The following is a 21,197-nucleotide window of genomic DNA, read 5'->3' as shown; positions in this document are numbered from 1 at the left end:
CGTCCGGGCCGCGCGGACCGCGGACGGCTCCGACGAGCGCCCCGCCCTGGTCGTGGCGACCTCCGGCTCGACCGGCACCCCCAAGCGCACCGTGCTCTCCGCCGGGGCGCTGCGGGCCTCGGGCTCGGCCACCGCCGCCGCGACCTCCTCCGACGGGGCCTCCTGGCTGCTCTCACTGCCGGTGCACTACGTCGCCGGGGCACAGGTCCTCGCCCGGTCGGTCCTGGCGGGGACCGAGCCCGTGGTCCTGCCTTCGGTCGGCCCTGGCGCCGGTGACGTATCGGGCCGCGATGCCGCGTCAGGCCTCGGTGCAGCCCCGGGCTTCACGGCCGCCGCCTTCCTCGCCGGCGCCGAGGCCCTCGGAGCCGGCCCGCGCATGACCTCGCTCGTGCCCACGCAGGTCCACGCCCTGCTCGAGGCCGCCGACGCCGGGCAGGTCCCCGCCGACGAGCTGCTGGAGGCCCTGCGCTCGTTCCGCGCGATCCTGCTCGGCGGCGCCCCGGCCTCGGGCCCGCTGCTGCGCCGCTGCGAGGAGCTGGGGCTTCCGCTGGTGCTGACCTACGGCAGCGCCGAGACCGCGGGCGGGTGCGTGTACGACGGCGTCCCGCTGCCCGGCGTCGAGGTCCGCGTGGAGGGGCCGGCGGGCTCCCCGCAGCCGGGCCGCGTCTGGCTCGGCGGCCCCGTGGTCGCCCACGGCTACCTCGACGACGCCGCCCGCACCGCCGGGCACTTCGCGCGCGACGCCGAGGGCACCCGCTGGTACCGGACCGACGACCTCGGCGTCCTCCGGGACCCCGGCGACGGCTCCGGACCGCGGCTGAGCGTGACGGGGCGGGCCGACGACGTCGTCATCACCGGGGGCGTGAAGGTCTCGGCCCGCGCCGTGGCCGCGGCCCTGGAGGAGGACCCGGGGTGCGGGAGGCCCTCGTGGTGGGGATCCCGGACGAGCGATGGGGGACGGCGGTCGCGGCCGTCGTCTCGCGCCGGCCCGGTGCGGCCGTGGACCCCGCGGGGCTCCGGGAACGGGTGGCGGGGGCGCTGGGGCGGGCCGCCGCGCCGAAGACCCTGCTGGTCCTCGACGAGCTGCCGGCCGCGAGCACCGGCAAGCCCGACCGGGCGGCCGCGGCCCGGCTGCTGGCCGCGGCGCGCGAGGGCGCGCCCCGCCCGGCCACCCGCCCGCCCGGGGAGGGACACCCCTGAGACGGGCTCCCGCGGGGGCCAGAAGCGACGCCCAGCCCCCGCCCCACGGAGTCCCGCCCGGCCCCGGCGGACCCGGGACCCGTGCCGCCCCGGTGCGACCGGGCGCCCCCGCGCGAGGTGAGACAATGGGAGCCGATCAATCGCCGATACCGGATGAGGAGGGCCTTTCCGTGGCCTCAGTTGGAGAGTGGATAGAGGGCGCGCGCCTGCGGACGCTGCCGTTGGCCGTCGCCCCCGTGGTCGCCGGAACCGCCGCGGCGGTCTCCCTGGGGGCCTTCCATCCCGGCCGGGCGTTCCTCGCCCTGCTCGTGGCGCTCTTCCTCCAGATCGGCGTCAACTACGCCAACGACTACTCGGACGGCATCAAGGGCACCGACGAGCAGCGGGTCGGACCGCTGCGGCTCACCGGCTCCGGGGCGGCCCGCCCGGGCCAGGTCAAGCTCGCGGCCTTCCTGTGCTTCGCCGCGGCCATGGTGGCCGGTCTCGTCCTGATCACCGAGACCCGCCAGTGGTGGTTCCTCGTCATCGGGGCCTCCGCCGTCCTGGCCGCCTGGGGGTACACCGGCGGCAAGCGCCCCTACGGCTACCTCGGCCTCGGCGACCTCTTCGTCTTCGTCTACTTCGGCCTCGTCGCGACCCTCGGCACGCTCTACGTCCAGGCCGAGCGACTGTCCCTGACCGCCGTGCTCGCCGCGGTCGCCATGGGCCTGATCGCCTGCGCCCTGCTCATGGCCAACAACCTCCGCGACGTCCCCACCGACCTCGAGGCGGGCAAGCTCACCCTCGCCGTGCGGATCGGGGCCCCCGCCGCCCGGCTCGCGTACGCCGTCGAGCTCGGGCTGGCCTTCGCCCTCATGCTCTTCGCCGTGCCGCAGAACCCCTGGACCCTGCTGGTCTACCTGGCCCTGCCGCTGGCCTGGGCCGCCGCGCGCACCGTGCTCGTCACCCGCCGGGAGCGGGCCCTGATCCCCGTCCTCAAGCAGACAGGCATCCTGAGCCTGGTCTTCGCGGTGCTGCTCCTGCTCGCCGGCGTGATCGGCGCGTGGGCGGCGTGAGCGGCGCACAGGACGACGCGGCCCGGCCCCACGGCGCCCGCAAGGTCACCGTCGCCTGGTTCGTGGTGATCCTGCTGATCGCCTCGTGCCTGCGGCCCGCGCTGACCTCGATCGGCCCGGTGCTGGACCAGATGGGCCAGGCGACCGGGCTCAACGCGGCCGGCCTGGGCCTGCTCGGGGCGCTGCCCCTGTTCGCCTTCGCCCTGCTCTCCCCGCTGATCTCCGTACCCGCCCAGCGGCTCGGCGTCGAGCGGGTGCTCCTGGTCGCCCTCCTCGTCCTCGGGCTGGGCATCCTGGCCCGCTCGACGCCGGGCATCGCCCTGCTGTGGATCGGGACCCTGTGCGTGGGGGCGGGCATCGCGATCGCCAACGTGCTGGTGCCGGTGATCGTCAAGCGCGACTTCTCCCGGTACATCTCGGTCATGACCGGCCTGTACACGGCCGTGGTCTCCGTCAGCGCGGGGCTCTCGGCGGGTCTGACCGCGCCGCTGGCCGAGGTCCTCCCCGGCGCGTGGCGCACCGCCCTGGCCCTGTGGGCCCTGATTCCGCTCGTCTGCGCGGTGTGGTGGGTCTTCCTGACCCGCGACGCCCGCCGCTCCGGCCGGGGCCCCGGGGCGAAGCGGATGTCCGTCGCGGAGGCGGTGACCGGCGCGATGCCGTCCGTCGCGGCCGCGGCGGAGCCCCTGGCCAGCCGCAGGGTCTCGATGCTGCGCTCCCCCATCGCCTGGCAGGTCACCGTCTTCATGGGCGGCCAGTCGATCATCTTCTACACCCTGAGCACCTGGCTGCCCAGCATGGAGGCGGAGATCGGCAACGACGCCTCGGTCGCGGGGTGGCACATGTTCACGATGCAGATCGTCGGGATCGCCGGCAACCTGAGCGTCACCTTCCTGGCCGAGCGCTGGCGCTCGCAGAGCTGGCTCGCCATGACGCTGGCCGGGTGCCTGATCGTCGGGATCGTCGGCGCCCTGGTCCTGCCGCAGGCTGCCGTGGTGTGGGTCGGCCTGGCCGGCATCGGCTGCGGCGGCGGCTTCTCCCTCTCGCTGGCCATGATCGGGCTGCGCACGGCGAGCCCCGGGCAGACCATGCGGCTGTCCGGGATGGCGCAGTGCCTCGGCTACCTCATGGCCGCGGCCGGGCCGCTGCTGACGGGCTGGATCGCCGAGGCCACGGGGACCTGGGCGACCGTCCTGTGGGGCCTGCTGGTCCTGGTGGTTCTCCAGTTCGTCGCGGGCGGCCTGGCCGGGCGCGACCGGAAGATCGGGCAGCCGGCCGCCTAGACCTCGCGGCCCTCGCGGCGCAGCCGCTCGTCGACGTAGGAGTCCTCGGCCTCCGCGTCCCGGGAGGCCACCGTGCTGCGGCGCCGCTGGGGCGCGAGGCGGTGCCACAGCCGGGCGAAGTCCCGTCCCGCCGCGGCGTGCAGCCGGGGGAAGGCCAGGTAGGAGACGGCGAATCCGATGATCACCGCGAAGACGCCGGCCAGGACGAGTCCCGTGCCGAACCAGGCGCAGGCGCAGAACACCACTGCCATGATGCCGAAGCGCACGAGGGTGTAGTACAAGAAGCTCACGGGAGGACATGGTACCCGGCTTGCCTGAATGCCGCCTCGGTACCGGTCAACCCCCAGGTTGTACCGGTAGAATGGACGCATGCGAGCAGTCCTGATCATCGCCGCGGGGGCCCTCATCGTGGGGCTTACCATCTACGCCGTCCTCGACATCTCCCGCACCTCCCGGGAGCGGATCAAGGCGGTCTCCAAACCCCTGTGGGTGATCATCGCGCTGCTGTTCCCCGTGATCGGGCCCGGGCTGTGGCTGTTCTTCGGCACGGAGCGCTCCTCGGGCTCCCGCGTGGTCACCCGGGAGGCCCCGGGCTCGGCCCGCGCCGCCGCCCCGGACGACGACGCCTCCTACCTCGAGTTCCTGGCCAAACAGGCCCAGCGCCGCCGCGCCGACGAGGAGCGCGCCCGGCGCGAGGAGGAGAAGCGCCGCCAGCGTGAGCGCGGCGGCGGAACGAACGGCAACCACCCCCCGGACGACGACGAGGCGACTGATCCCACCCCGAGCGACCGGGACGACGACGGCCCGCGCGAGGACCGCGGCCGCTAGGGACGGGTCCCGCCACAGCGCACGCTACCCCCGGTTCCCCTCATCGGGGACGTCCAACTCCCCCTCACCGGCGGAAGCCACTCCCCCCACACCCGCGAAGGGCCCCGGATCCACCACGGATCCGGGGCCCTTCCTCGCGTCGTCCTCTTCGGTCACGACGCCGGAGCGGCGCGCACGTCCCGGGCCGGCGAGTACGTTCCGGCCCGGCCGGCCCGGCGCTGATGCCCCGGGCCGGCGCGCCTCACAGCCCCGAGTAGGAGTGCAGCCCCGAGAAGAAGACGTTGACCACCGTGAAGTTGAAGATGATGCACAGGTAGCCGATGATCGACAGCCAGGCCGAGCGGGGCCCGGTCCAGCCGCGGGTCGCGCGGGCGTGCAGGTAGGCGGCGTAGACGACCCAGATCACGAAGGTCCAGACCTCCTTGGTGTCCCAGCCCCAGTAGCGGCCCCACGCCTGCTCGGCCCAGATGGCCCCCATCGCGAGGGTGAAGGTCCACATCACGAAGCCCACGGTGTTGAGGCGGAACGCGAAGTTCTCCAGCGCCCGCGCCGAGGGCACGAGCCGCATGAACGGCATCCGGTCGGCCCCGCCCTCGGCGAGCCGGCGCTCCCGCCGGGTCTGCATGAGCTGGAGCACCGCGAGGGCGAAGGTGATGGTGAAGACCCCGCTGGCCATCACGGCCACGGAGACGTGGATGACGAGCCAGTAGGACTGGAGGGCCGGCTGGAGGTGGCCCACCGGCGTCGGGAACCCGATGGTCGCCGCGACCATCATGACCACCGCGAGGCCGGAGACCAGGGTCCCCACGAAGCGCAGGTCGCGGAAGATCAGCGCGATCAGGAAGACCACCGAGACCACGAGCGCGCCCGTGGTGCAGAACTCGTACATGTTGCCCCACGGCACGCGCGAGGCGGCGAGGCCGCGGGTCAGCACGCCCGCGAGGTGGATCAGCACGCCGATCACCATGACCGCCACGGCCACGTTGGCCGCCGGGCGCCGGGCGCCGGAGTAGACCATCGAGTCGTCGGCCGTCCTGCGGCCGGAGACGCGGTCCAGGTCCCCGGGCATCGAGGAGTCGACGGGCCAGGAGTCCTGGGCGGCGTCGTCCTCGGTCCCGGAGAGGGTGCCGGACCCGGCATCGTCGAACCCGGCGGCGGATCCGCGCTCGGCGGCGGGGCCCGCCCCGGCCATCGCGGGCCGCTTGGCGGACTCCGCGCGGCGGCCCGCGGCGTCGGCCCGGCGCGCCGCCTTCGAGTGGGAGGCGATGTCCCAGGTGAACGCGATGAACGCGACCAGGTAGGTCACGGCGGCCAGGAGCATCGACAGCTCGCTCCACTGGGCCAGGCTTTCATTGATGGTCATGATGCACCTTTCTGGGCCGCGGACAGCGGCGTCGAGCGGGGCGCTGCGTCCTCGCTGAATTCTAGACCCCATTGCTGGGCGAAGAGCTCGGTGAGCCGGTCCGCCTCGTGCGCCAGGCGCGGGTCCTCGCCGCGGGCCAGGAGCCCGTACTCGACGACGACGGCGCGGCGCCCGTCCGCGTCGACCGTCTCGCGGGCCTTGACCCACGCGCGGCGTCGGGCGACGAACAGCGAGATCAGCAGCCCGGCGAAGGCCAGGAGGAAGGACACGAGGACCACGGGCTTGCCCGGGTCGTAGTGGACGTCGAGCCCGACGTAGCGCGTGACGCCCTCGAACTCGATGCTGCCCTTGCCGTCGGGCAGCTGATAGGAGTTGTCCTCCTGGGTCAGCACGATCCCGCCGTCCGCGGACTGCATCGAGTTCAGCTCGTCGAGGCCCTCGGTGTCCAGGACGTAGACGTTCTGCGGGGTGCCGCCGTCCAGCCCCAGGTCGCCCGAGTAGGAGGCGAGCACCAGGGCCGGGTTGGCCAGCACCGGGTCGGCCGAGTACGGGACCTGGCCGTCCTCCAGCACCGCCGTGGGCAGGAACATGCCGACGAAGCCGAGCTGGTCCGGGGCGGCGTCGGGCACCTTGAGGACGATCGAGGAGGTGTAGTTCTGGTCGGTCGTCAGGGTCACGATGGGGCCCTCGTAGGCGAGGTTGCCCTCGCCGTCGTTGACCTTCACGATCGGCGCGTAGCCGTTGCCCGCGAGGTAGACCCGGTTGCCGTCCACCGTGAGCGGGGAGTTGACCTTGAGCGTCTCCTCGGTGGGCTCGGAGTCGCTGTCCGCGCGCACGGTCACGCCGGCCTCGAAGTCCAGCGGCTGGGCGTAGGTGGGCGAGCCGGGCTGGCGGTCGAACTCGACGTCGAAGCTGTCCAGCGTCAGGGAGAAGTTGTGCAGCCAGTCGGGGTTGAAGTTGGTGCCCGGGGTGAAGGAGTCGTAGCTGACCAGGGTGTTGACGAAGGACTCGTCCTGCACCACGATCTTCTGCCCGCTGTAGCCGAACAGCGAGCCGATGGCCATGCCGATCAGCACCCCGATCATGGCCGTGTGGAACACGAGGTTGCCGAGCTCGCGGAACATCCCGCGCTCGGCGGCGACGTTCGGCTCCGCCGAGTCCTCGCCGCGCAGCTCGGTGCGGTAGCGGCGCCGCCTGAGGATGTCCCGGGCCTGGGCGGCAGCCGACGCCGCGGTGAGCTCCCGGCCGTCCTCGAGCGACTCGGCGGGGATGGTCAGCACCCGGTGCTGCGGCATCCGGGAGAGGTTGCGCGGGGTGCGCGGCGGCTTGGCGCGGTACTCCTTGGCGTGCTTGAGCGCGCGGGGCACGACGCAGCCGACCAGGGAGACGAAGAGCAGGATGTAGATCGCGGAGAACCACACCGAGGAGAAGACGTCGAACAGCTGGAGGTTCTCGGCGATCGGCCCCCAGGTGGGGTGCTGGTCCAGGTAGTCCTGGACCCGGGCGGGGTCCTGGATGTTCTGCGGGAAGATCGAGCCGGGCACGGCGGCCACGGCGAGCAGCAGGAGCAGGAACAGTGCCGTGTTCATCTTGGTCAGCTGGCGCCAGGCCCAGCGCAGCATGCCGATCGGGCCGAGCGCCGGGGCGTCCGTCGCTGCCTTCTTCTCTGTACTCATGCGCACTCTTCCGGTCTCATCGCGGTGGTTCTGGGTCCTCTCGGGCGGGCGTCCGCGCTCATACGGGAAGCTCGTATCCCGGGAGCGCGGCCTGGACCCAGGACATCAGGGAGTTCCAGAGCCCCGTGGCGATCATGACGCCGATGAGGACCAGGACGGCCCCGCCGGTCACCTGCAGCGCCCGGCGGTGCCGGCGGAGGAAGGAGAACATCTCGGCGGAGCGGCGGAACCCCAGGGCGATCAGCAGGAACGGGATCCCGAGCCCGAGGCAGTAGATCAGGGTCAGGGTGATGGCCTTCGCGCTGCTGGGCCCCTCGACGTAGACGAGGGTCTGCACGGCGGCGAAGGTCGGTCCGATGCACGGCGCCCAGCCGAGGCCGAAGGTGATGCCCAGGATGGGCGCCCCCCACAGGCCCGACGGGGGCCGGGCGTGGATCTTGCGCTCGCGCTGGAACCAGGAGAACCCGCCCATGAAGACGACGCCCAGGAGGATCACCAGGACCCCCAGGACGACGTTGATCCAGGTGTGGCCCCTGACCCACGGCGCGGCGCCGATCTGCGCGAGCACCACCGACATCAGGACGAAGACCACGGAGAACCCGAGGACGAACAGACCCGTTCCCAGGACCATCCGGCCCCGGCGGCTGCGCTGCAGGTCGGAGCCGGTCAGGCCGGTGACGTAGCCGAGGTAGCCGGGGACCAGGGGCAGGACGCACGGGGAGGCGAAGGAGATGAGCCCGGCCAGGGCCGCGAGGGGGACGGCCGCCCAGAGCGAGCCGTCCATCACCACGGAACCGAAGGAGAAGTCCATCCCGGTCCTACTCGTCGCCCGAGCCGCTGCCCCCGCCGGGCAGCACGTCGTCGATCAGCGTGCGCAGGACCGACTCGTCGATCTGCCCCAGGACGCGGGCGGAGACCCGGCCCTCGGGGTCGAGGACCAGGGTCGTGGGCACGGCCTGGGCCGGGACGAAGTTGGAGAGGTCCATGAGGACTCCCCCGGCCCGGTCCTCGATCGAGGGGTAGTCGATGCCGAAGTTGCGCTCGAAGGCCTCGGCCGTGCCGCGCTCGTCCCTCAGGTTCACGCCAAGGAAGCCGACGCCGTCCCCGAACTCGTCGTGCAGGGCCCGCAGGTGCGGGGCCTCGGCCCGGCAGGGCGCGCAGCCGGCGTACCAGAAGTTGACCACCGCGGGCGCGCCGCGCAGCGACTCCCCCGTGACCTCCTCGCCGGTGAACAGCTTCCCGGAGAAGACCACGGGCTCGCCCCGCTCGTCCTCCCGGTACTCGGTCACCGTGCCGTCGCCGGAGATGTAGCCTTTGCCGTCGGCGGAGTCCGCCTGCTCGGCGAGGCCGGAGTCGTCGCTCGAGCAGGCCGACAGCGCGACCGCCCCGACGGCGGCGGTGGCGGCGACGAACAGGCCCCTGCGGGTCAGGCGGCGGGGAGTGGAGGCGGGCATAAGTCTTTCTCGAAGGTGTTGGTGACTCGTGGGCGGCGCGGGCGGGATCCGGCGGGGCCTGAGACGGCCGACGGCGGCCGGTCCGGACCGCGGGCGCGCCCGGGATCCTGGCGTGCGCCCGGACGCCGGAATGCGGTCTCCATTATGAGCCGGGAAGCTGAATGACCCCTGAATAGAGCTCCGCGGCGGGCTCGCAGTAGGCGACCGAGGGGCGCCCCGGCGCGCGGACGTCGTCGAACCTCAGGGACGTGAGGGAGGCGAGGTTGCACTGGCGGGTGCGGGGGTCGTGCGGCAGGGGCCGGCCCTCGACGCCGCTGCGGACCATCCAGATCGGCAGCTGGTGGGAGACGAGCACGGCCTCCGCGCCGTCGCCGCCGATCCGCACCGCCTCCGCCGCGGCGTCCTTGACCGCCTCGGACATGCGCCGGACCTGCTCCCGGTAGGGCTCGCCCCAGGAGGGCCGCAGCGGGTTCAGGAGGCGGGGCCAGTGCCGGGGGTTGCGCAGCAGCTCGTCGCGGTTCACGTGCAGGCCCTCGAAGTGGTTCCCGGCCTCGAGGAGGCGCTCGTCGGGGCGGGCCTGCAGGCCCAGGAGCTCCTCGATCGGCGCGGCGGTCTCCCGGGTGCGGGTCAGCGGCGAGATCGCGAGGTGGACGATCGCGGCGCCGTCGTCGGCCCGGCGGCGCAGCTCCTCGGCGGCCAGGCGGGCCATCGCCCGGCCCCGCTCCGAGAGGTGGTAGCCGGGCAGGCGGCCGTAGACGATGCGGTCGGGGTTGTGCACCTCGCCGTGGCGGAGCAGGTGGACGGTGGCGGAGTGGCTCATGATCCTCGAATCGTGGCGGCGGGCGGGGAGGCGGGCTCAGGCCTCGGGGTCGCGCCCCTCGAGCAGGCCTGTCAGGATCCGGGTGATCCGGGGGCGGTCGACGCGCCAGAAGTCGCGCGGGACGCCCTCGATCATGACGACCGGGATCTCCTCGGCGAACCGGCGCAGCAGCTCCGGGTCCAGGGTGACGTCGACCTCGGTCCAGGTCAGGCCCAGGGGCTCGACGACCTGATCGAGGTCCGCGCGGGCGGCCTCGCACAGGTGGCACCCGGGGCTGGTCAGCAGCTCGATGGTGGGGGCGGTGTGGCTCATGCTCCCAGGGTATCCGGCCCGGGCGGGCGGACGGACCCCGGGTACGGCTTCGGCCGCGCACCGTCTGACGAGGTGTGCGGCCGAAGACTGCGCGACGCCGGGGCGTCTACTTCTTGTTGCGGCGCTGGTGGCGGGTCTTGCGAAGCAGCTTGCGGTGCTTCTTCTTGGCCATGCGCTTGCGGCGCTTCTTGATGACTGAACCCATAGGATCCCTACCTTGCGTGTCGATTCACCGTACGGGGCGCTGCTGCGCCACCGCCACGGCATGTGCCGGCCCCCTGGTCCGGGACCGGACGAGGCCTGTGGTCAAAACGCTTGTTCACGGCTCCGGCGGGCAGAGCCGCCGGCAAGACCGAAAACGTTCCTCACACACCTTACAAGGTGGAGTCAAACTTCTTCGAATCCGCTCCGACCCGCTCGCCGCGCTCGGCCGGGTGCTCCGGCTCGTCGGCGCGGGCGCCGCGGGTCGCCCCCGGGCCGTCCGGCCGCTCCTCGTCCGCGTCGGGCTCTGACCGTTCCTCGGGGGCGGCCCCGAACGCCTTCTCGGCTCCGGAGGCCTCCCCCTGGCCGCGGAGGCCCGCGGGCTCGCCGGCGTCGTGCGGGGCGGCCGCCGGCTCGACGTCGCCCTCCTCCCCCGCGCCCGGACGGAGGGACCCGAGGCCCTCGCGGCGGGCGGGGGCGCTGTCCGGCAGGTCGGCGTCGGAGGCCCGGGAGTCGGCGACCGTGCTCGACAGGGGCGAGGCGGCGGTCAGGGGCTGCACCTCGCCTTCCGCGTCCGTCTCCGGCTGGACGAAGACGCTGGCCGAGGACCGCCGCTTCCGGTCCGGGTCCACGCCGGCCTCGAGGTAATGGCCCTCGATGTGCTCGGCGACCATGCGCGCCGCCAGCTCGTTGTCCCCCGACTCGATCGCCGCGTAGATGGCCCGGTGCTCGGCGCGCAAGCGCGTGGCCGTGGCGGACCACAGCGGGACGTAGCCGACCAGGGACATCGTGTACTCGTACACCGAGTCCCGCAGCGAGGTGGTCAGCCCCGTGATGAGGCTGTTGCCGGCCAGCCGGGTGAGCGCGACGTGGAAGGACACCTCGAGGCGGTGGAAGTCCTTCAGGCCGAGGTCCTCGCGGTCCATCTCGTCCATGATCGCGGCGAGCTCGCGCATGGCGGGGTGCTCGGGGTCGGCGCGGCGCACCGCCCACGTCTCCATGAGCACGCGGGTGTGGACGATGTCCCGCAGCGGGTATTCCGCGGTGGCCATATGCAGCTTCAGCCCCGGCGCCGCGCTGGCCGCGGGGTCGCGCACCAGCTGGGCGATGAGCTGCCGGCGCTTGCCCTCGAACAGGCGCACGACCCCGAGCGTCTCGAGGTCCTTGAGCGCCTGGTGGGTGGCGTTCCGGGTGGCTCCGATCGCCGAGGCGATGTGCCGTTCGTCCGGCAGCTCCTGGCCGAGGGCCAGGGCGCCGTCGAACAGCTGGTTCTCGAGCCACTGAAGTATTTTCCGGTCGGTAGCCATGCGGTGATGAGTCTTTCGTCCGTGGGGTCGGTGACGTGCGGTGTGAGCGTGGGGGCGTGCGAGGCGGCCCCGAGGTCGGCTATCTCGCGCGCCGCTTCCCAAACAGATTAGCCAGAAAACCTGTGGGTTTGCTCTCTGCTACGTGCCCCGCGTCACGCTGCGGGCGGGCCAGGGCGTCCACGGCCGGCTGCTCCTGGCCCGGCTCGGCGGAGGGTGAATCGTGGGACGAGGCGGGCCCGTCGGAGGCCTCGACGGCTTCGGCAGGCAGGGTTTCGGTCTCGGGCTCGGTCCCAGTTCCGGTCATGGGCTCGGGCTCGGGCTCGGGCGCAGGCTCGGGCTCCGGCTCGGGCTCAGTCTCGGCCTCGGCGGGGGGCCCCCCCCCGGGGACCCCGGGCCCCCCCGCGAGGGCCCCCAGGCGCGGGCCCGGGGGCCCCCCCGCCGCCCCCCCCCCCCCCGCCGATACGCATCACGCGCGCCTCCAGCAGCCGCAGCACCCGGCTCCGGCACGCCGAGGGCGAGTGCCCCGTGCGCCGAGCGAGCTCGCCGAAGGTCAGCCGCCCGTCCCGCTGCAGCTGCGTCATCAGCGCGACGTCGAAGTCGTCGAGGGACGCCTCCGGCGCCGTCGGCTCCTCGCCCAGCAGCAGGGTGCGCAGCACGCGGTCGTACAGCGTCAGCTGGACCTCGACGACGCCGGGGATCCCCCGGATCGCGTGCACGGTGCGGGCCAGCTCGCCCTGCGAGGACGCCCACGCCTCCACCACCGCCTGCGAGGCGCCCGTGACCTCGGAGAGGTAGACGACGGCGTCGAGCTCGCGCAGGCGCTCGAAGACGGGGCCGGTGGGCCCGGCGAGGCGCAGCGCGAGGTGGGCCTGGACCGGGAAGCCGAGCACGCGCGGGTGCACCGCGGCGAGGACCCGCAGCTCGCCGGAGCCCAGCAGCTCGTGGACGCGCTGGGCCACGAGGGACCGGTGGACGCCGAGCTCGGCTGCCAGGGCGGAGAACTGCGCGCGCCCGTCGACCTGCAGCGCCCGGAGCAGGTCCTCGTCGAAGTCGGTCATGGCCCGATCCTCCCAGATCCGGGCCGAGACCGGAACGACAGATCGTCTCAACCACCCCGGCATCCGTGCCGATTCACGATGAGATGACGGCTCCCAGCAGCTTTCCGTCTACATGCGAACCGTTGTCGAACGTTCTGCCGCCCGCACCCCGAGGCCCTCGCTATGCTCGAAGTCACCCGACCCGAAGGAGTCCCACCGTGCGCAAGCTCGCGTTCACCCAGGCCCCGGCGCCCACCGCACCCCAGATCGTCACGGCCGCCCGCATCCGGGCCCTCGACGAGGCGGGCGGCACCCCGGAGGCGTTCCTCGTGGTCGGAGACCGGATCGGGCACGTCGGCGGCGTCGAGGAGTGCCGGGCCGCGGCCGCCCGCCTCAGCGCGCTCGAACCCGAGCTGGTAGACCTCGGCGAGGCCACGGTGGTCCCCGGCTTCGTGGACGCCCACGCCCACCCGCTCATGCTCGGCCAGATGATGAGCTGGGTGGACTGCGGCCCCGAGAAGGCCGGCTCCATCCCGGAGATCGTCGAGCTGCTGCGCGCGGCCGCGGCGGACCTGCCCGCCGGCCGCCCGATCCGCGGGTACGGCTACGAGCAGCGCAACCTCGCCGAGCGCCGGCACCCGACCCGCCACGAGCTGGACGAGGTCTCGACCGACCGCGAGGTGTACCTCATGAACGCCTCCGGCCACGGCGGCGTCGTGAACTCCCACACCCTCGAGCTGCACGGCGTGACGCGCGAGACCCCCAACCCCCAGGGCGGGGAGTTTTTCCGGGACGCCGACGGCGAGCTCACCGGCGAGCTCTCCGACGCGGCGTGCAACGTGCTCACCGGCCTGGAGGGCGTCAAGATCGGCCACCACGGCCCCAACTTCCACCTCGCCGACGAGCCCGAGGAGCACCGCCGTCAGCTCGCCGCCGCGCAGGAGAGGTTCCTCGCCGGGGGCGTCACGACCATCGGCGACTGCCAGGTCAGCCGCCGCGAGTTCGACATGTACCTGCGCCTGGCCGAGTCCGGGGACCTGAAGGTGCGCGTGAGCATGTACCTGCTCTCCCACCTGCTCGACGACGCGATCGAGATGGGCCTGCACGGCCAGTTCGGCAATGAGCACCTGAGCTTCGCCGGCATCAAGTTCTACTCCGACGGCACCCTGGGCGGGTGGACCGCCTACTTCCCGGACGGCTACGTCGGGGACCCGTGCCGCACCGGCCAGCTCTACCACGACCCGCGCGACTACGCCGAGATGATCCGCAAGGCCCACCGGGTGGGCCTGCAGACCGCGACCCACTCGCAGTCGCCGACGGCGCTCGAGATGGTGATCTCCGCGATCGAGTCCGCCCTCGAGGAGCGGCCCGACGCCGACGCCCGCCACCGGATCGAGCACTGCGGGCTGCCCACGCCCGAGCAGATCGGCCGGATGGCCGCGGCCGGGATCTACCCAGTCAACCAGCCGCAGCACCACTACAACTGGGGCGAGGGCGTCGAGCAGGCCATCGGGACGCCGGGCGAGCGGTTCAACCCGCTGGGCGAGTTCGAGCGGGCGGGCGTGCAGGTCACGATCTCCTCGGACGCGCCCGTGGCCGACCCCCGCCCGATGGAGGCCCTCCAGGCGGCGACCACGCGCATCACCCGGCGCGGCACGCAGCTGGGGCCGGAGGACCTCGCGGTCTCCCTCGACACCGCGCTGCGCGGCCACACGATCGCCGCGGCGCGCGTGCTGGGCCGCGAGGACGAGATCGGCAGCCTCGAGACCGGCAAGCGCGCCGACTTCGCGGTGCTCGCGCGGGACCCGTACGAGACGCCCGCGACGGAGCTGGCCGGCGTCGAGGTCCTCTCGACCTGGGTCGGTGGGGAGCGCGTCCACGGGGGCTGAGACGGAGCGCGATGCGGCGGCCGGTCCCGTCCCCTCTGGAAGGAGCCGGAGGCCGTGGGTAGCGTAGGGAGTGAGAGGAGGTCGTGAGCATGACCGTCGAAGACCGGGTCGGATTCGGTGACCGGAAGGTGTACTCGGTTCCCGAGCGCTGGGAGGACCTGCGGGGACCGGAGCGAGGCGTCCTCGAGCTGCCGGTGACCCTGCATTGGGTCGAGGACCGGCGCATCCGCCTGCAGGATCCGGGTGAGCTCCGCATGGGATACCGTGCCGTGATCTGCGAAGGTCTGGCCGCAGACCAGGGAAAGTACCTCAATCCACTGCTGCTGCGCTCCATCTGGACGGACATGGTCCTCCCTCCCCGTGTCCGTGCGATGTGGCGCGCCCGCTTCCCCGACCACCTGCCGGAGAACGCGCATGGCGTCCTCTGATCGGATCCGCGACCTGCGGTTCCAGCAGGAGGTGACTCGCCTGCTGCTGGAGCAGCTGCAAAAGCCGGGTTTCGTGCTCACCGGCTCGGGAGCGCTGCGCGAGCACGGACTCATCGACCGGCCCACCGAGGATGTGGACCTGTTCACCGAGATGTCATCGGCTCAGGACTTCGGACCGGCTACCGAACGAGCAGTCGCGATGCTACGCGACGCCGGATACGACGTCGACATCAACCGCGACTTCCCCGCCTACAAGGCCCTGGGAGTCAGCCGCGGAGGTCAACGCCTCGAGGTGGACTTCGGAATAGACTACCGCGGCCACCAACCGGTCCGGATGGCCATCGGCCGGGTCCTCGCAGTCGAGGATGCCGTCGGGAGCAAGGTCAGCGCCCTCTACAGCCGGGGCTATCCCAGAGATTTCCTCGACGTCGACGCGATCCGCCGGTCCGGGCGCTTCACCGATGAAGACCTGCTGGAGGCCGGCCGTGCCCAGGATCCGAGCCTGGATCGACGCGCCTTCGGCGAGCTGCTCATGGACGTCCGCAAGATCCGATACGGCGAGGTGGCTCCCTACGGGGTCACCGAGGACGAGTTCGAGGAGATCAGGGAACGCATGATCGCATGGGGCAAGGTTCTCAGCGGATAGAGGCCCCTGGGCCCTGGCAGGCCTCGAGCGCCCTCAGTACCGCTGTCCTCTTCGTGAGCAGCGCCTATCCCCCTCGCCTATTCAAGGCAAGGGGGATAGACGATTGTGGATCAAAGCTCGGACGGAGTCGAACCCGCCGGGCATCACCCCTAGGAGGCCAGCTCCACGCTCCTCCCCGGGATCGCCGCCAGCAGCCGCTTGGTGTACTCCTCGCGCGGGGAGTCGAAGACCTCCAGGCTGCCCGCCTGCTCGACCACGCGCCCCTGCTGCATGACCAGCACCTGGTCCGCGATCTGCCGCACCACCGCGAGGTCGTGCGTGATGAACAGGTAGCTCAGCCCCAGCTCGGCCTGCAGGTCGTTGAGCAGCTTGAGGATCTGCGCCTGGACCAGCACGTCCAGGGCGGAGACCGCCTCGTCGAGCACCACGACCTCCGGGTCCAGCGCCAGCGCCCGGGCGATCGCCACGCGCTGCCGCTGACCACCCGAGAGCTCGTTGGGGTACCGGCTCATCACCGCGGCCGGCAGGGAGACCTTGTCCAGCAGGTCGCGGATCTTCCGCTCCCGCTCCTTGCCCGTCCCGACGCCGTGCAGCCGCAGCGGCTCCTCGATGGACCGGTAGATGGAGTACATCGGATCCAGCGAGGCGTACGGGTTCTGGAAGACCGGCTGCACGCGGCGCCGGAAGGCCAGCTGCTGCGCGCGGCTGCGGATCGTGGTGATGTCGACGCCGTCGAACTCCACGGTGCCCGACGTCGGCTCCAGCAGCCCCAGCACCATCCGCGCGACCGTGGACTTGCCCGAGCCGGACTCCCCCACGATCGCGGTGGTGGTGCCGCGCGCCAGCTCGAAGGAGACGGCGTCGACCGCGGTGAAGTCCCGCTTGGCCAGCCCCTTGCCCGGCAGCTTGAACACCTTGGTCAGGTCCGTGGTGCGGATGACCGGGGCGCTGACCTGACCTCCGAACTCATCGGCCGACGCGGCGTCCGCGCTCGAGGGGGATCCGGCGGATTCCGGCCCTTCGCCGTGCCCGATGACCTCCTCGGCGTGCTCCAGGGCGGTCTCCGCGGCCTCGGCCCGCACCTCCGCCCGCTCCCGCGCCATGAGCCGGCGCGAGCGCAGCGAGGGCGCCGAGTTGATGAGCCGCTGCGAGTACGGATGCTGCGGGTCCTGCAGGATCTGCAGCGCCGGCCCCGACTCCACGACCTGCCCCTTGTACATGACCACCAGGTGGTCCGCCCGCTCGGCGGCGAGGCCGAGGTCGTGCGTGATGAGCAGGACCGCGACGCCGAGCTCGTCCGTCAGCCCGTCCAGGTGGTCCAGGATCTGCTTCTGCACGGTCACGTCCAGCGCCGAGGTCGGCTCGTCCGCGATCAGCAGCTGCGGCCGGGCGGCCAAGCCCGCGGCGATCAGCGCGCGCTGGCGCATGCCGCCCGAGTACTCGTGCGGGTACTGCCGGGCCCGGGACTCGGCGTCGCCCAGCCCGGCCTCCTCCAGCAGCTCGACGACGCGGCGGTCCGCGGCCTTGCCGCGCGCGACGTCGTTGACCTCCAGGACCTCCTTGATCTGCGTCCCGACCCGGTAGAGCGGGTTGAGGTTGGACATGGGGTCCTGCGGGACCAGCCCGATCCGGTCGCCCCGGTAGGCGCGCTTCTTTCGCGCGCTGAGGGAGGTGAGGTCGACGCCGTCGAACTCGATGCTCCCGCCGGTGATGTGGCCGGTGCCGGGCAGCAGGTCGATGATCGCGTGCGCCGTGGTGGACTTGCCCGAGCCGGACTCCCCCACGATGGCCACGGTCTGGCCGGGGTAGACGGTGAGGTCGACGCCGCGCACCGCGGGGACGTCCTTCTTGCCGGAGGTGAAGGCGATGTGGAGGTCCCTGATCTGCAGCAGGGGACGTTCGGTGGCGACCGCGGTCATCACTTCCTCGCTTTCGGGTCGAGCGCGTCGCGCACGGCGTCGCCGAGGAGCATGAAGCTCAGCACGGTGACGGCCAGCGCGCCCGCGGGGGCGAACAGGACGTGCAGGTTGTCGCCGGAGCGGACCTGGCTCTGGGCGGCGGCGATGTCGTTGCCCCACGAGACGATGCTCGGCGGCAGCCCGATGCCCAGGAAGGACAGGGTCGCCTCGGCCACGATGTACACGCCCAGGGAGACGGTCGCGGTCACGATGACCGGGGCCAGCGAGTTGGGGATGATGTGCGAGAACAGGTTCCGCCACTTCGAGGCGCCGATCGCCCGCGAGGCGTCGACGAACTCCAGCCCCTTGATCTCCAGGACGGCGCCGCGCGCGATCCTGGTGACCTGCGGCCAGCCGAAGGCCGCGAGCGCGAAGACCACGGCGAGCACGCCGCCCCAGTACCCGCGGTTGGGCCACACGTTGTTCAGCGCGGACAGCCCGACGATCGCGGCCAGCAGCAGCGGGATCGCGAAGAAGATGTCCGCGATGCGGGCGATCACGGCGTCGACCCACCGGCCGAAGAACCCGGCGACCGCGCCCGAGAACAGGCCGATCACGGTCACGATGACCGTGGTCAGCAGGCCCACGACGACGGAGGCGCGCGCCCCGTAGACCACGCGGGAGTACACGTCGTACCCCTGCTTGTCGAAGCCGAAGGGGTGCCCGGCCTGCGGGCCCTCGAGGCTGCGGGACAGCGAGGAGGCGCGGGGGTCCACGCTGGTGAACAGCCCGGGGAAGCAGACCACCACGAGGATGATCAGCAGCAGGACCGCGGAGACCCAGAACATCCAGTTGCGGCGCAGGACCTTCCAGGCCTCCTTCCACTGGCCCTCGGGCGGCGCGCTGGTGTCCACCATGCCGGTGGCCTGCAGCGGCGTCTCGGAGGAGGGGGCGACGAAGTGCGTCTGCCCGGCGAGGGGCATGGTCTCAGGCATAACGAATCCTCGGGTCGAGCGCGGCGTAGAGAAGGTCGACGGCCAGGCTGGTCACCACGTAGATGATCACCATGACCGTCACCACGGAGACGACGGTCGGGTTCTCACCGCGGAGGATCGCCTGGTACGCGAGGTTCCCGATGCCGTTGATGTTGAAGATGCCCTCGGTGACCACGGCGCCCGCCATGAGCGCCCCCAGGTCGGCGCCCAGGAAGGTCACCACGGGGATCATCGAGTTGCGCAGCACGTGCCGCCGGTTGACCATGCCGTCCGGGACGCCGTGGGCGCGGGCCGTGCGGACGTGGTCGGCCGTCAGGTTCTCGATGACGGAGGTGCGGGTCAGCCTCAGCACGTAGGCGAAGGAGACCAGGCCCAGCACCAGGGCCGGCAGGATCATGTTGGTGAACGAGGTGTTGCTGCCGACCGTGGGCGGCACCCATTGGAGCTGGATGCCGAAGATCAGCTGCATCATGAAGCCGAGGACGAAGATCGGCACCGCGATCACGACCAGCGAGACCACCAGCATGGTCGAGTCGAAGATCCGCCCGCGGCGCAGCCCGGCGTAGAAGCCGGCGACGACGCCCAGGATCGCCTCGAAGATCAGGGCCATGACCGCGAGCTGGAACGTGATGGGCAGGGCCCGGCCGATGAGGTCGGAGACGGGCTGGCCCGAGTAGGAGATGCCGAAGTCTCCGACCAGCGCGCCCTTGAGGAAGAGGAGCCACTGGATCAGGAACGGCTGGTCGAGGTTGTACTGCGCCGTGAGCTGGGCCCGGGCGGCGTCGGAGATCGGCTTCTCGCCGAACAGGGCGACGATCGGGTCTCCGGGCTGGAGGAAGACCATCGCGTAGATGAGGAGGGTGGACCCCAGGACCACGGGTACGGTCTGGAGCAGCCTTTTGGCAATGTAGCGCCACACAGTCGGTGAACCTCCGTGAGGAGCGGCGTCGTCGCCCGGGTCCGGGTGGGGCCGGGGCGCGAGGCCGGGGAGCGGGGAGGGAGCCTGCGACCGGGGGCTCGGGCCGCCGGTCGCAGGCTCCTTCGAGGGTCGTTACTTGGTGATGGTGTGGTAGGTCGGCTGGTCCTGCCAGGTGAAGTCGACTCCCTGGACGCCCTGTGCGGCGACGCCGAAGGAGTTGCGATCCCACAGCGGGATGGCCGGGAGGTCCTCGAAGAGGATCGACTGCGCGTCGGCCAGGGCCGCCTTGCGGTCGTCCTCGTTCTGCGAGCTCGCGGCGTCGACCAGGGCGGCGTCGAAGTCCGGGTTGGAGTAGTCGCCGTCGTTGGAGCCGGCGCCCGTGCCGAAGACCGGGGCCAGGTAGTTGTAGACCGACGGGTAGTCGGGCTGCCAGCCGGCGCGGAAGGCCGTGTTGATGTTGCGCTCGGTGATCAGCTCGCGGAACTCCGCGAAGGTCGCGAAGGGCTTGGGCTCCGCGTTGATCTGCAGGTTCTCGCGCAGCTGGTTGGTCACGGCCTCGACCCACTCGGCGTTGCCGGAGCCGTCGGCGTTGTAGGAGACCTCGAAGGTGCCGTCGAAGTCGCTGATCTGGTTGGCCTGGTTCCAGAGGTCGCGGGCCCGCTCGGGGTCGAAGTCCAGGACGTCGTTGCCCTCCACGTCGTCCGAGTAGTCGGCCATGATCGGCGACGAGAAGTCGGTGGCGGGGGTGTAGGTGTCGTCGAAGATCTGCGAGGTGATCTCCCCGCGGTCGATCGCATGCGAGATCGCCTGGCGGCGCAGCTTGCCCTCCTCGTCCTCGCCGAAGTGCTCGAGCGAGGCGGGGATCGTGATGTTGGCGCTGACGGGGCCCGGGTCGTTGAAGGCCTGGACCTGGTCGTCGGTGGTGAAGGTCGAGATCGCGCTGGTGGGGACCTCGTCCAGGATGTCCAGGACGCCGGACTGGACGTCGGTGTAGGCGGCGTCGGGGTCCGTGTAGAACTTGAAGGTCACGCCGTCGTTCTGGGGGTCGCGGTTGCCGTCGTAGTCGTCGTTGGCCAGCAGACGGGCCTCGGTGTTGTGGTCCCAGCCGTCCAGCGTGTAGGGGCCGTTGCCGATCGGGCTCTCGCCGAAGGCCTCGGGGTCGTCGAAGGCGGCCTCGGGCAGCGGGAAGTAGCTGGAGTAGCCCAGGCGGTCGGCGAAGTCCGACGCCGGGTCCTTCAGCGTGATCGTGAAGGTCGAGTCGTCGACGACGTTCAGGCCGGAGATGCTGTCCGCGCCCTCGGCGAAGGTGCCGTCGTCGGTGGTGCCCTCGATGGGGTAGAAGAAGTACGCGCCGAGCTGCGCGTTGTCCGGGTTGGCGCCGTAGTTCCAGGCGTCCACGAAGGAGTTGGCGGTGACGGGAGAGCCGTCCGAGAAGGTCCAGCCGTCCTTGAGGTTGACGGTCCAGGTCTTGTTGTCGTCGGACTCGATTGAGTCGGCGACCTCCATCTGGGTCTCGCCGTCGGCGGAGTAGGAGACCAGGCCGGCGTACAGCAGGTCCACGATGCGACCGCCGCCGACCTCGTTGGTGGAGGTCGGGATCAGCGGGTTCTGGGGCTCGAGGCCGCGGGCGTTGATGATCATCTCGCCATCGCCGCCGCCTCCCCCACCGCCGCCGTCATCGCCGCCCCCACCGCAGCCGGCGAGCACGAGGGCCGCGGCGCTCAGGCCCGCGGTGATCGTCATAATTCTTCTCGTTCGCATCGAGGATCTCCGTCTTCTCACGAGGTGATTGATGGTCTTCGGTGCCCCCTGACACCGAGAGTACCCGGTGACCGCGGTCACAGGTAATTAATCGTACTCCATTGTCGACGTCCCCGCTTACGGGTGGC

At 71.9% G+C, this 21,197-nt stretch carries 21 protein-coding genes and 1 pseudogene; 8 read left to right on the top strand and 14 right to left on the bottom strand.

What is annotated here, in order from left to right; all coding sequences use genetic code 11:
- Positions 1-376 precede the first annotated feature (376 nt).
- The 4 genes and pseudogenes from NBM05_RS15790 to NBM05_RS03075 all read left to right on the top strand — a co-directional run.
- Positions 377-643 (top strand): annotated as a pseudogene (locus NBM05_RS15790) (AMP-binding protein); the annotation flags it as partial.
- Positions 586-1,200 (top strand): AMP-binding enzyme, encoded by a 615-nt coding sequence (locus NBM05_RS15785; RefSeq protein ID WP_373689267.1) that lies wholly within the window; start codon positions 586-588, stop codon positions 1,198-1,200. The pseudogene NBM05_RS15790 and the gene NBM05_RS15785, both read left to right, overlap by 58 nt.
- Before the next feature lie 170 nt (positions 1,201-1,370).
- Positions 1,371-2,255: a 1,4-dihydroxy-2-naphthoate polyprenyltransferase gene (locus NBM05_RS03080; protein WP_254165035.1), complete on the top strand. Its 885-nt coding sequence runs from the start codon at positions 1,371-1,373 to the stop codon at positions 2,253-2,255.
- Entirely contained in the window at positions 2,252-3,535 is a 1,284-nt protein-coding gene (locus tag NBM05_RS03075; RefSeq protein WP_254165034.1) for an MFS transporter, read from the top strand. Before NBM05_RS03080 ends, NBM05_RS03075 begins: the two co-directional genes overlap by 4 nt.
- On the opposite strand, the gene NBM05_RS03070 is transcribed toward NBM05_RS03075, so the two are convergent.
- Positions 3,532-3,825 (bottom strand): DUF4229 domain-containing protein, encoded by a 294-nt coding sequence (locus NBM05_RS03070; RefSeq protein WP_254165033.1) that lies wholly within the window; start codon positions 3,823-3,825, stop codon positions 3,532-3,534. The two genes, NBM05_RS03075 and NBM05_RS03070, sit on opposite strands and share 4 nt — an antisense overlap.
- A 79-nt stretch (positions 3,826-3,904) precedes the next feature.
- Between NBM05_RS03070 and NBM05_RS03065 the strand changes: the two genes are divergently transcribed.
- Positions 3,905-4,363 carry a PLD nuclease N-terminal domain-containing protein gene (locus NBM05_RS03065; protein WP_254165032.1) on the top strand — a complete coding sequence of 153 codons (459 nt, stop codon included), beginning with the start codon at positions 3,905-3,907 and terminating at the stop codon, positions 4,361-4,363.
- Positions 4,364-4,604: 241 nt separating this feature from the next.
- On the opposite strand, the gene ccsB is transcribed toward NBM05_RS03065, so the two are convergent.
- The 9 genes from ccsB to NBM05_RS03020 form a co-directional block, all read right to left on the bottom strand.
- Positions 4,605-5,726 carry a c-type cytochrome biogenesis protein CcsB gene (ccsB, locus tag NBM05_RS03060; protein WP_254165030.1) on the bottom strand — a complete coding sequence of 374 codons (1,122 nt, stop codon included), beginning with the start codon at positions 5,724-5,726 and terminating at the stop codon, positions 4,605-4,607.
- Entirely contained in the window at positions 5,723-7,402 is a 1,680-nt protein-coding gene (gene resB / locus NBM05_RS03055; RefSeq protein WP_254165028.1) for a cytochrome c biogenesis protein ResB, read from the bottom strand. Before resB ends, ccsB begins: the two co-directional genes overlap by 4 nt.
- A 58-nt stretch (positions 7,403-7,460) precedes the next feature.
- Positions 7,461-8,213, bottom strand: a complete 753-nt coding sequence (locus NBM05_RS03050; RefSeq protein ID WP_254165026.1) for a cytochrome c biogenesis CcdA family protein — start codon at positions 8,211-8,213, stop codon at positions 7,461-7,463.
- A 7-nt stretch (positions 8,214-8,220) separates the two neighbouring features.
- Complete coding sequence (locus NBM05_RS03045) at positions 8,221-8,856, bottom strand: TlpA family protein disulfide reductase (RefSeq protein ID WP_254165025.1); 636 nt, start codon at positions 8,854-8,856, stop codon at positions 8,221-8,223.
- Positions 8,857-8,998: 142 nt separating this feature from the next.
- Positions 8,999-9,676, bottom strand: a complete 678-nt coding sequence (locus NBM05_RS03040) for a histidine phosphatase family protein (RefSeq protein WP_254165024.1) — start codon at positions 9,674-9,676, stop codon at positions 8,999-9,001.
- A 36-nt stretch (positions 9,677-9,712) separates the two neighbouring features.
- Complete coding sequence (locus NBM05_RS03035) at positions 9,713-9,988, bottom strand: glutaredoxin family protein (protein WP_254165023.1); 276 nt, start codon at positions 9,986-9,988, stop codon at positions 9,713-9,715.
- 106 nt (positions 9,989-10,094) lie between these two features.
- Entirely contained in the window at positions 10,095-10,193 is a 99-nt protein-coding gene (locus NBM05_RS03030; protein ID WP_003792170.1) for a 30S ribosomal protein bS22, read from the bottom strand.
- A 169-nt stretch (positions 10,194-10,362) separates the two neighbouring features.
- On the bottom strand, positions 10,363-11,496 hold the full coding sequence (locus tag NBM05_RS03025; RefSeq protein WP_254165022.1) for a FadR/GntR family transcriptional regulator: 1,134 nt from the start codon (positions 11,494-11,496) through the stop codon (positions 10,363-10,365).
- A gap of 350 nt (positions 11,497-11,846) precedes the next feature.
- The gene (locus NBM05_RS03020) at positions 11,847-12,554 is read right to left on the bottom strand and encodes an Lrp/AsnC family transcriptional regulator (protein ID WP_254165021.1); all 708 of its coding nucleotides are present in this window, start codon (positions 12,552-12,554) and stop codon (positions 11,847-11,849) included.
- A 197-nt stretch (positions 12,555-12,751) separates the two neighbouring features.
- Here NBM05_RS03020 and NBM05_RS03015 point away from each other — a divergent pair, with 197 nt between their 5' ends.
- The 3 genes from NBM05_RS03015 (at position 12,752) to NBM05_RS03005 (ending at position 15,496) form a co-directional block, all read left to right on the top strand.
- Positions 12,752-14,422, top strand: coding sequence for an amidohydrolase (locus tag NBM05_RS03015; RefSeq protein ID WP_254165020.1), 1,671 nt, complete (start codon positions 12,752-12,754; stop codon positions 14,420-14,422).
- 89 nt (positions 14,423-14,511) lie between these two features.
- The gene (locus NBM05_RS03010; RefSeq protein ID WP_254165019.1) at positions 14,512-14,850 is read left to right on the top strand and encodes a hypothetical protein; all 339 of its coding nucleotides are present in this window, start codon (positions 14,512-14,514) and stop codon (positions 14,848-14,850) included.
- Positions 14,837-15,496: a nucleotidyl transferase AbiEii/AbiGii toxin family protein gene (locus tag NBM05_RS03005; protein WP_254165017.1), complete on the top strand. Its 660-nt coding sequence runs from the start codon at positions 14,837-14,839 to the stop codon at positions 15,494-15,496. Before NBM05_RS03010 ends, NBM05_RS03005 begins: the two co-directional genes overlap by 14 nt.
- A gap of 149 nt (positions 15,497-15,645) precedes the next feature.
- Here the strand turns inward: NBM05_RS03005 and NBM05_RS03000 are convergent, their stop codons facing one another.
- From NBM05_RS03000 to NBM05_RS02985, 4 genes are all read right to left on the bottom strand, one after another.
- Positions 15,646-17,415 (bottom strand): dipeptide ABC transporter ATP-binding protein, encoded by a 1,770-nt coding sequence (locus NBM05_RS03000; protein WP_254165015.1) that lies wholly within the window; start codon positions 17,413-17,415, stop codon positions 15,646-15,648.
- Entirely contained in the window at positions 17,415-18,389 is a 975-nt protein-coding gene (locus tag NBM05_RS02995) for an ABC transporter permease (protein ID WP_254165013.1), read from the bottom strand. Before NBM05_RS02995 ends, NBM05_RS03000 begins: the two co-directional genes overlap by 1 nt.
- The gene (locus NBM05_RS02990) at positions 18,382-19,308 is read right to left on the bottom strand and encodes an ABC transporter permease (RefSeq protein WP_254165011.1); all 927 of its coding nucleotides are present in this window, start codon (positions 19,306-19,308) and stop codon (positions 18,382-18,384) included. The genes NBM05_RS02995 and NBM05_RS02990 overlap by 8 nt, the downstream gene beginning before the upstream one ends.
- 132 nt (positions 19,309-19,440) lie before the next feature.
- Positions 19,441-21,051, bottom strand: coding sequence for a peptide ABC transporter substrate-binding protein (locus NBM05_RS02985; protein WP_254165009.1), 1,611 nt, complete (start codon positions 21,049-21,051; stop codon positions 19,441-19,443).
- Positions 21,052-21,197: the final 146 nt, after the last annotated feature.

Source organism: Rothia santali (assembly GCF_024199905.1).
In the GTDB taxonomy this organism is placed as follows: Bacteria; Actinomycetota; Actinomycetes; order Actinomycetales; family Micrococcaceae; genus Rothia; species Rothia santali.
The sequence above is the reverse complement of the archived record's forward strand: the minus strand, read 5'-3'. Positions and strand labels throughout refer to the sequence as shown.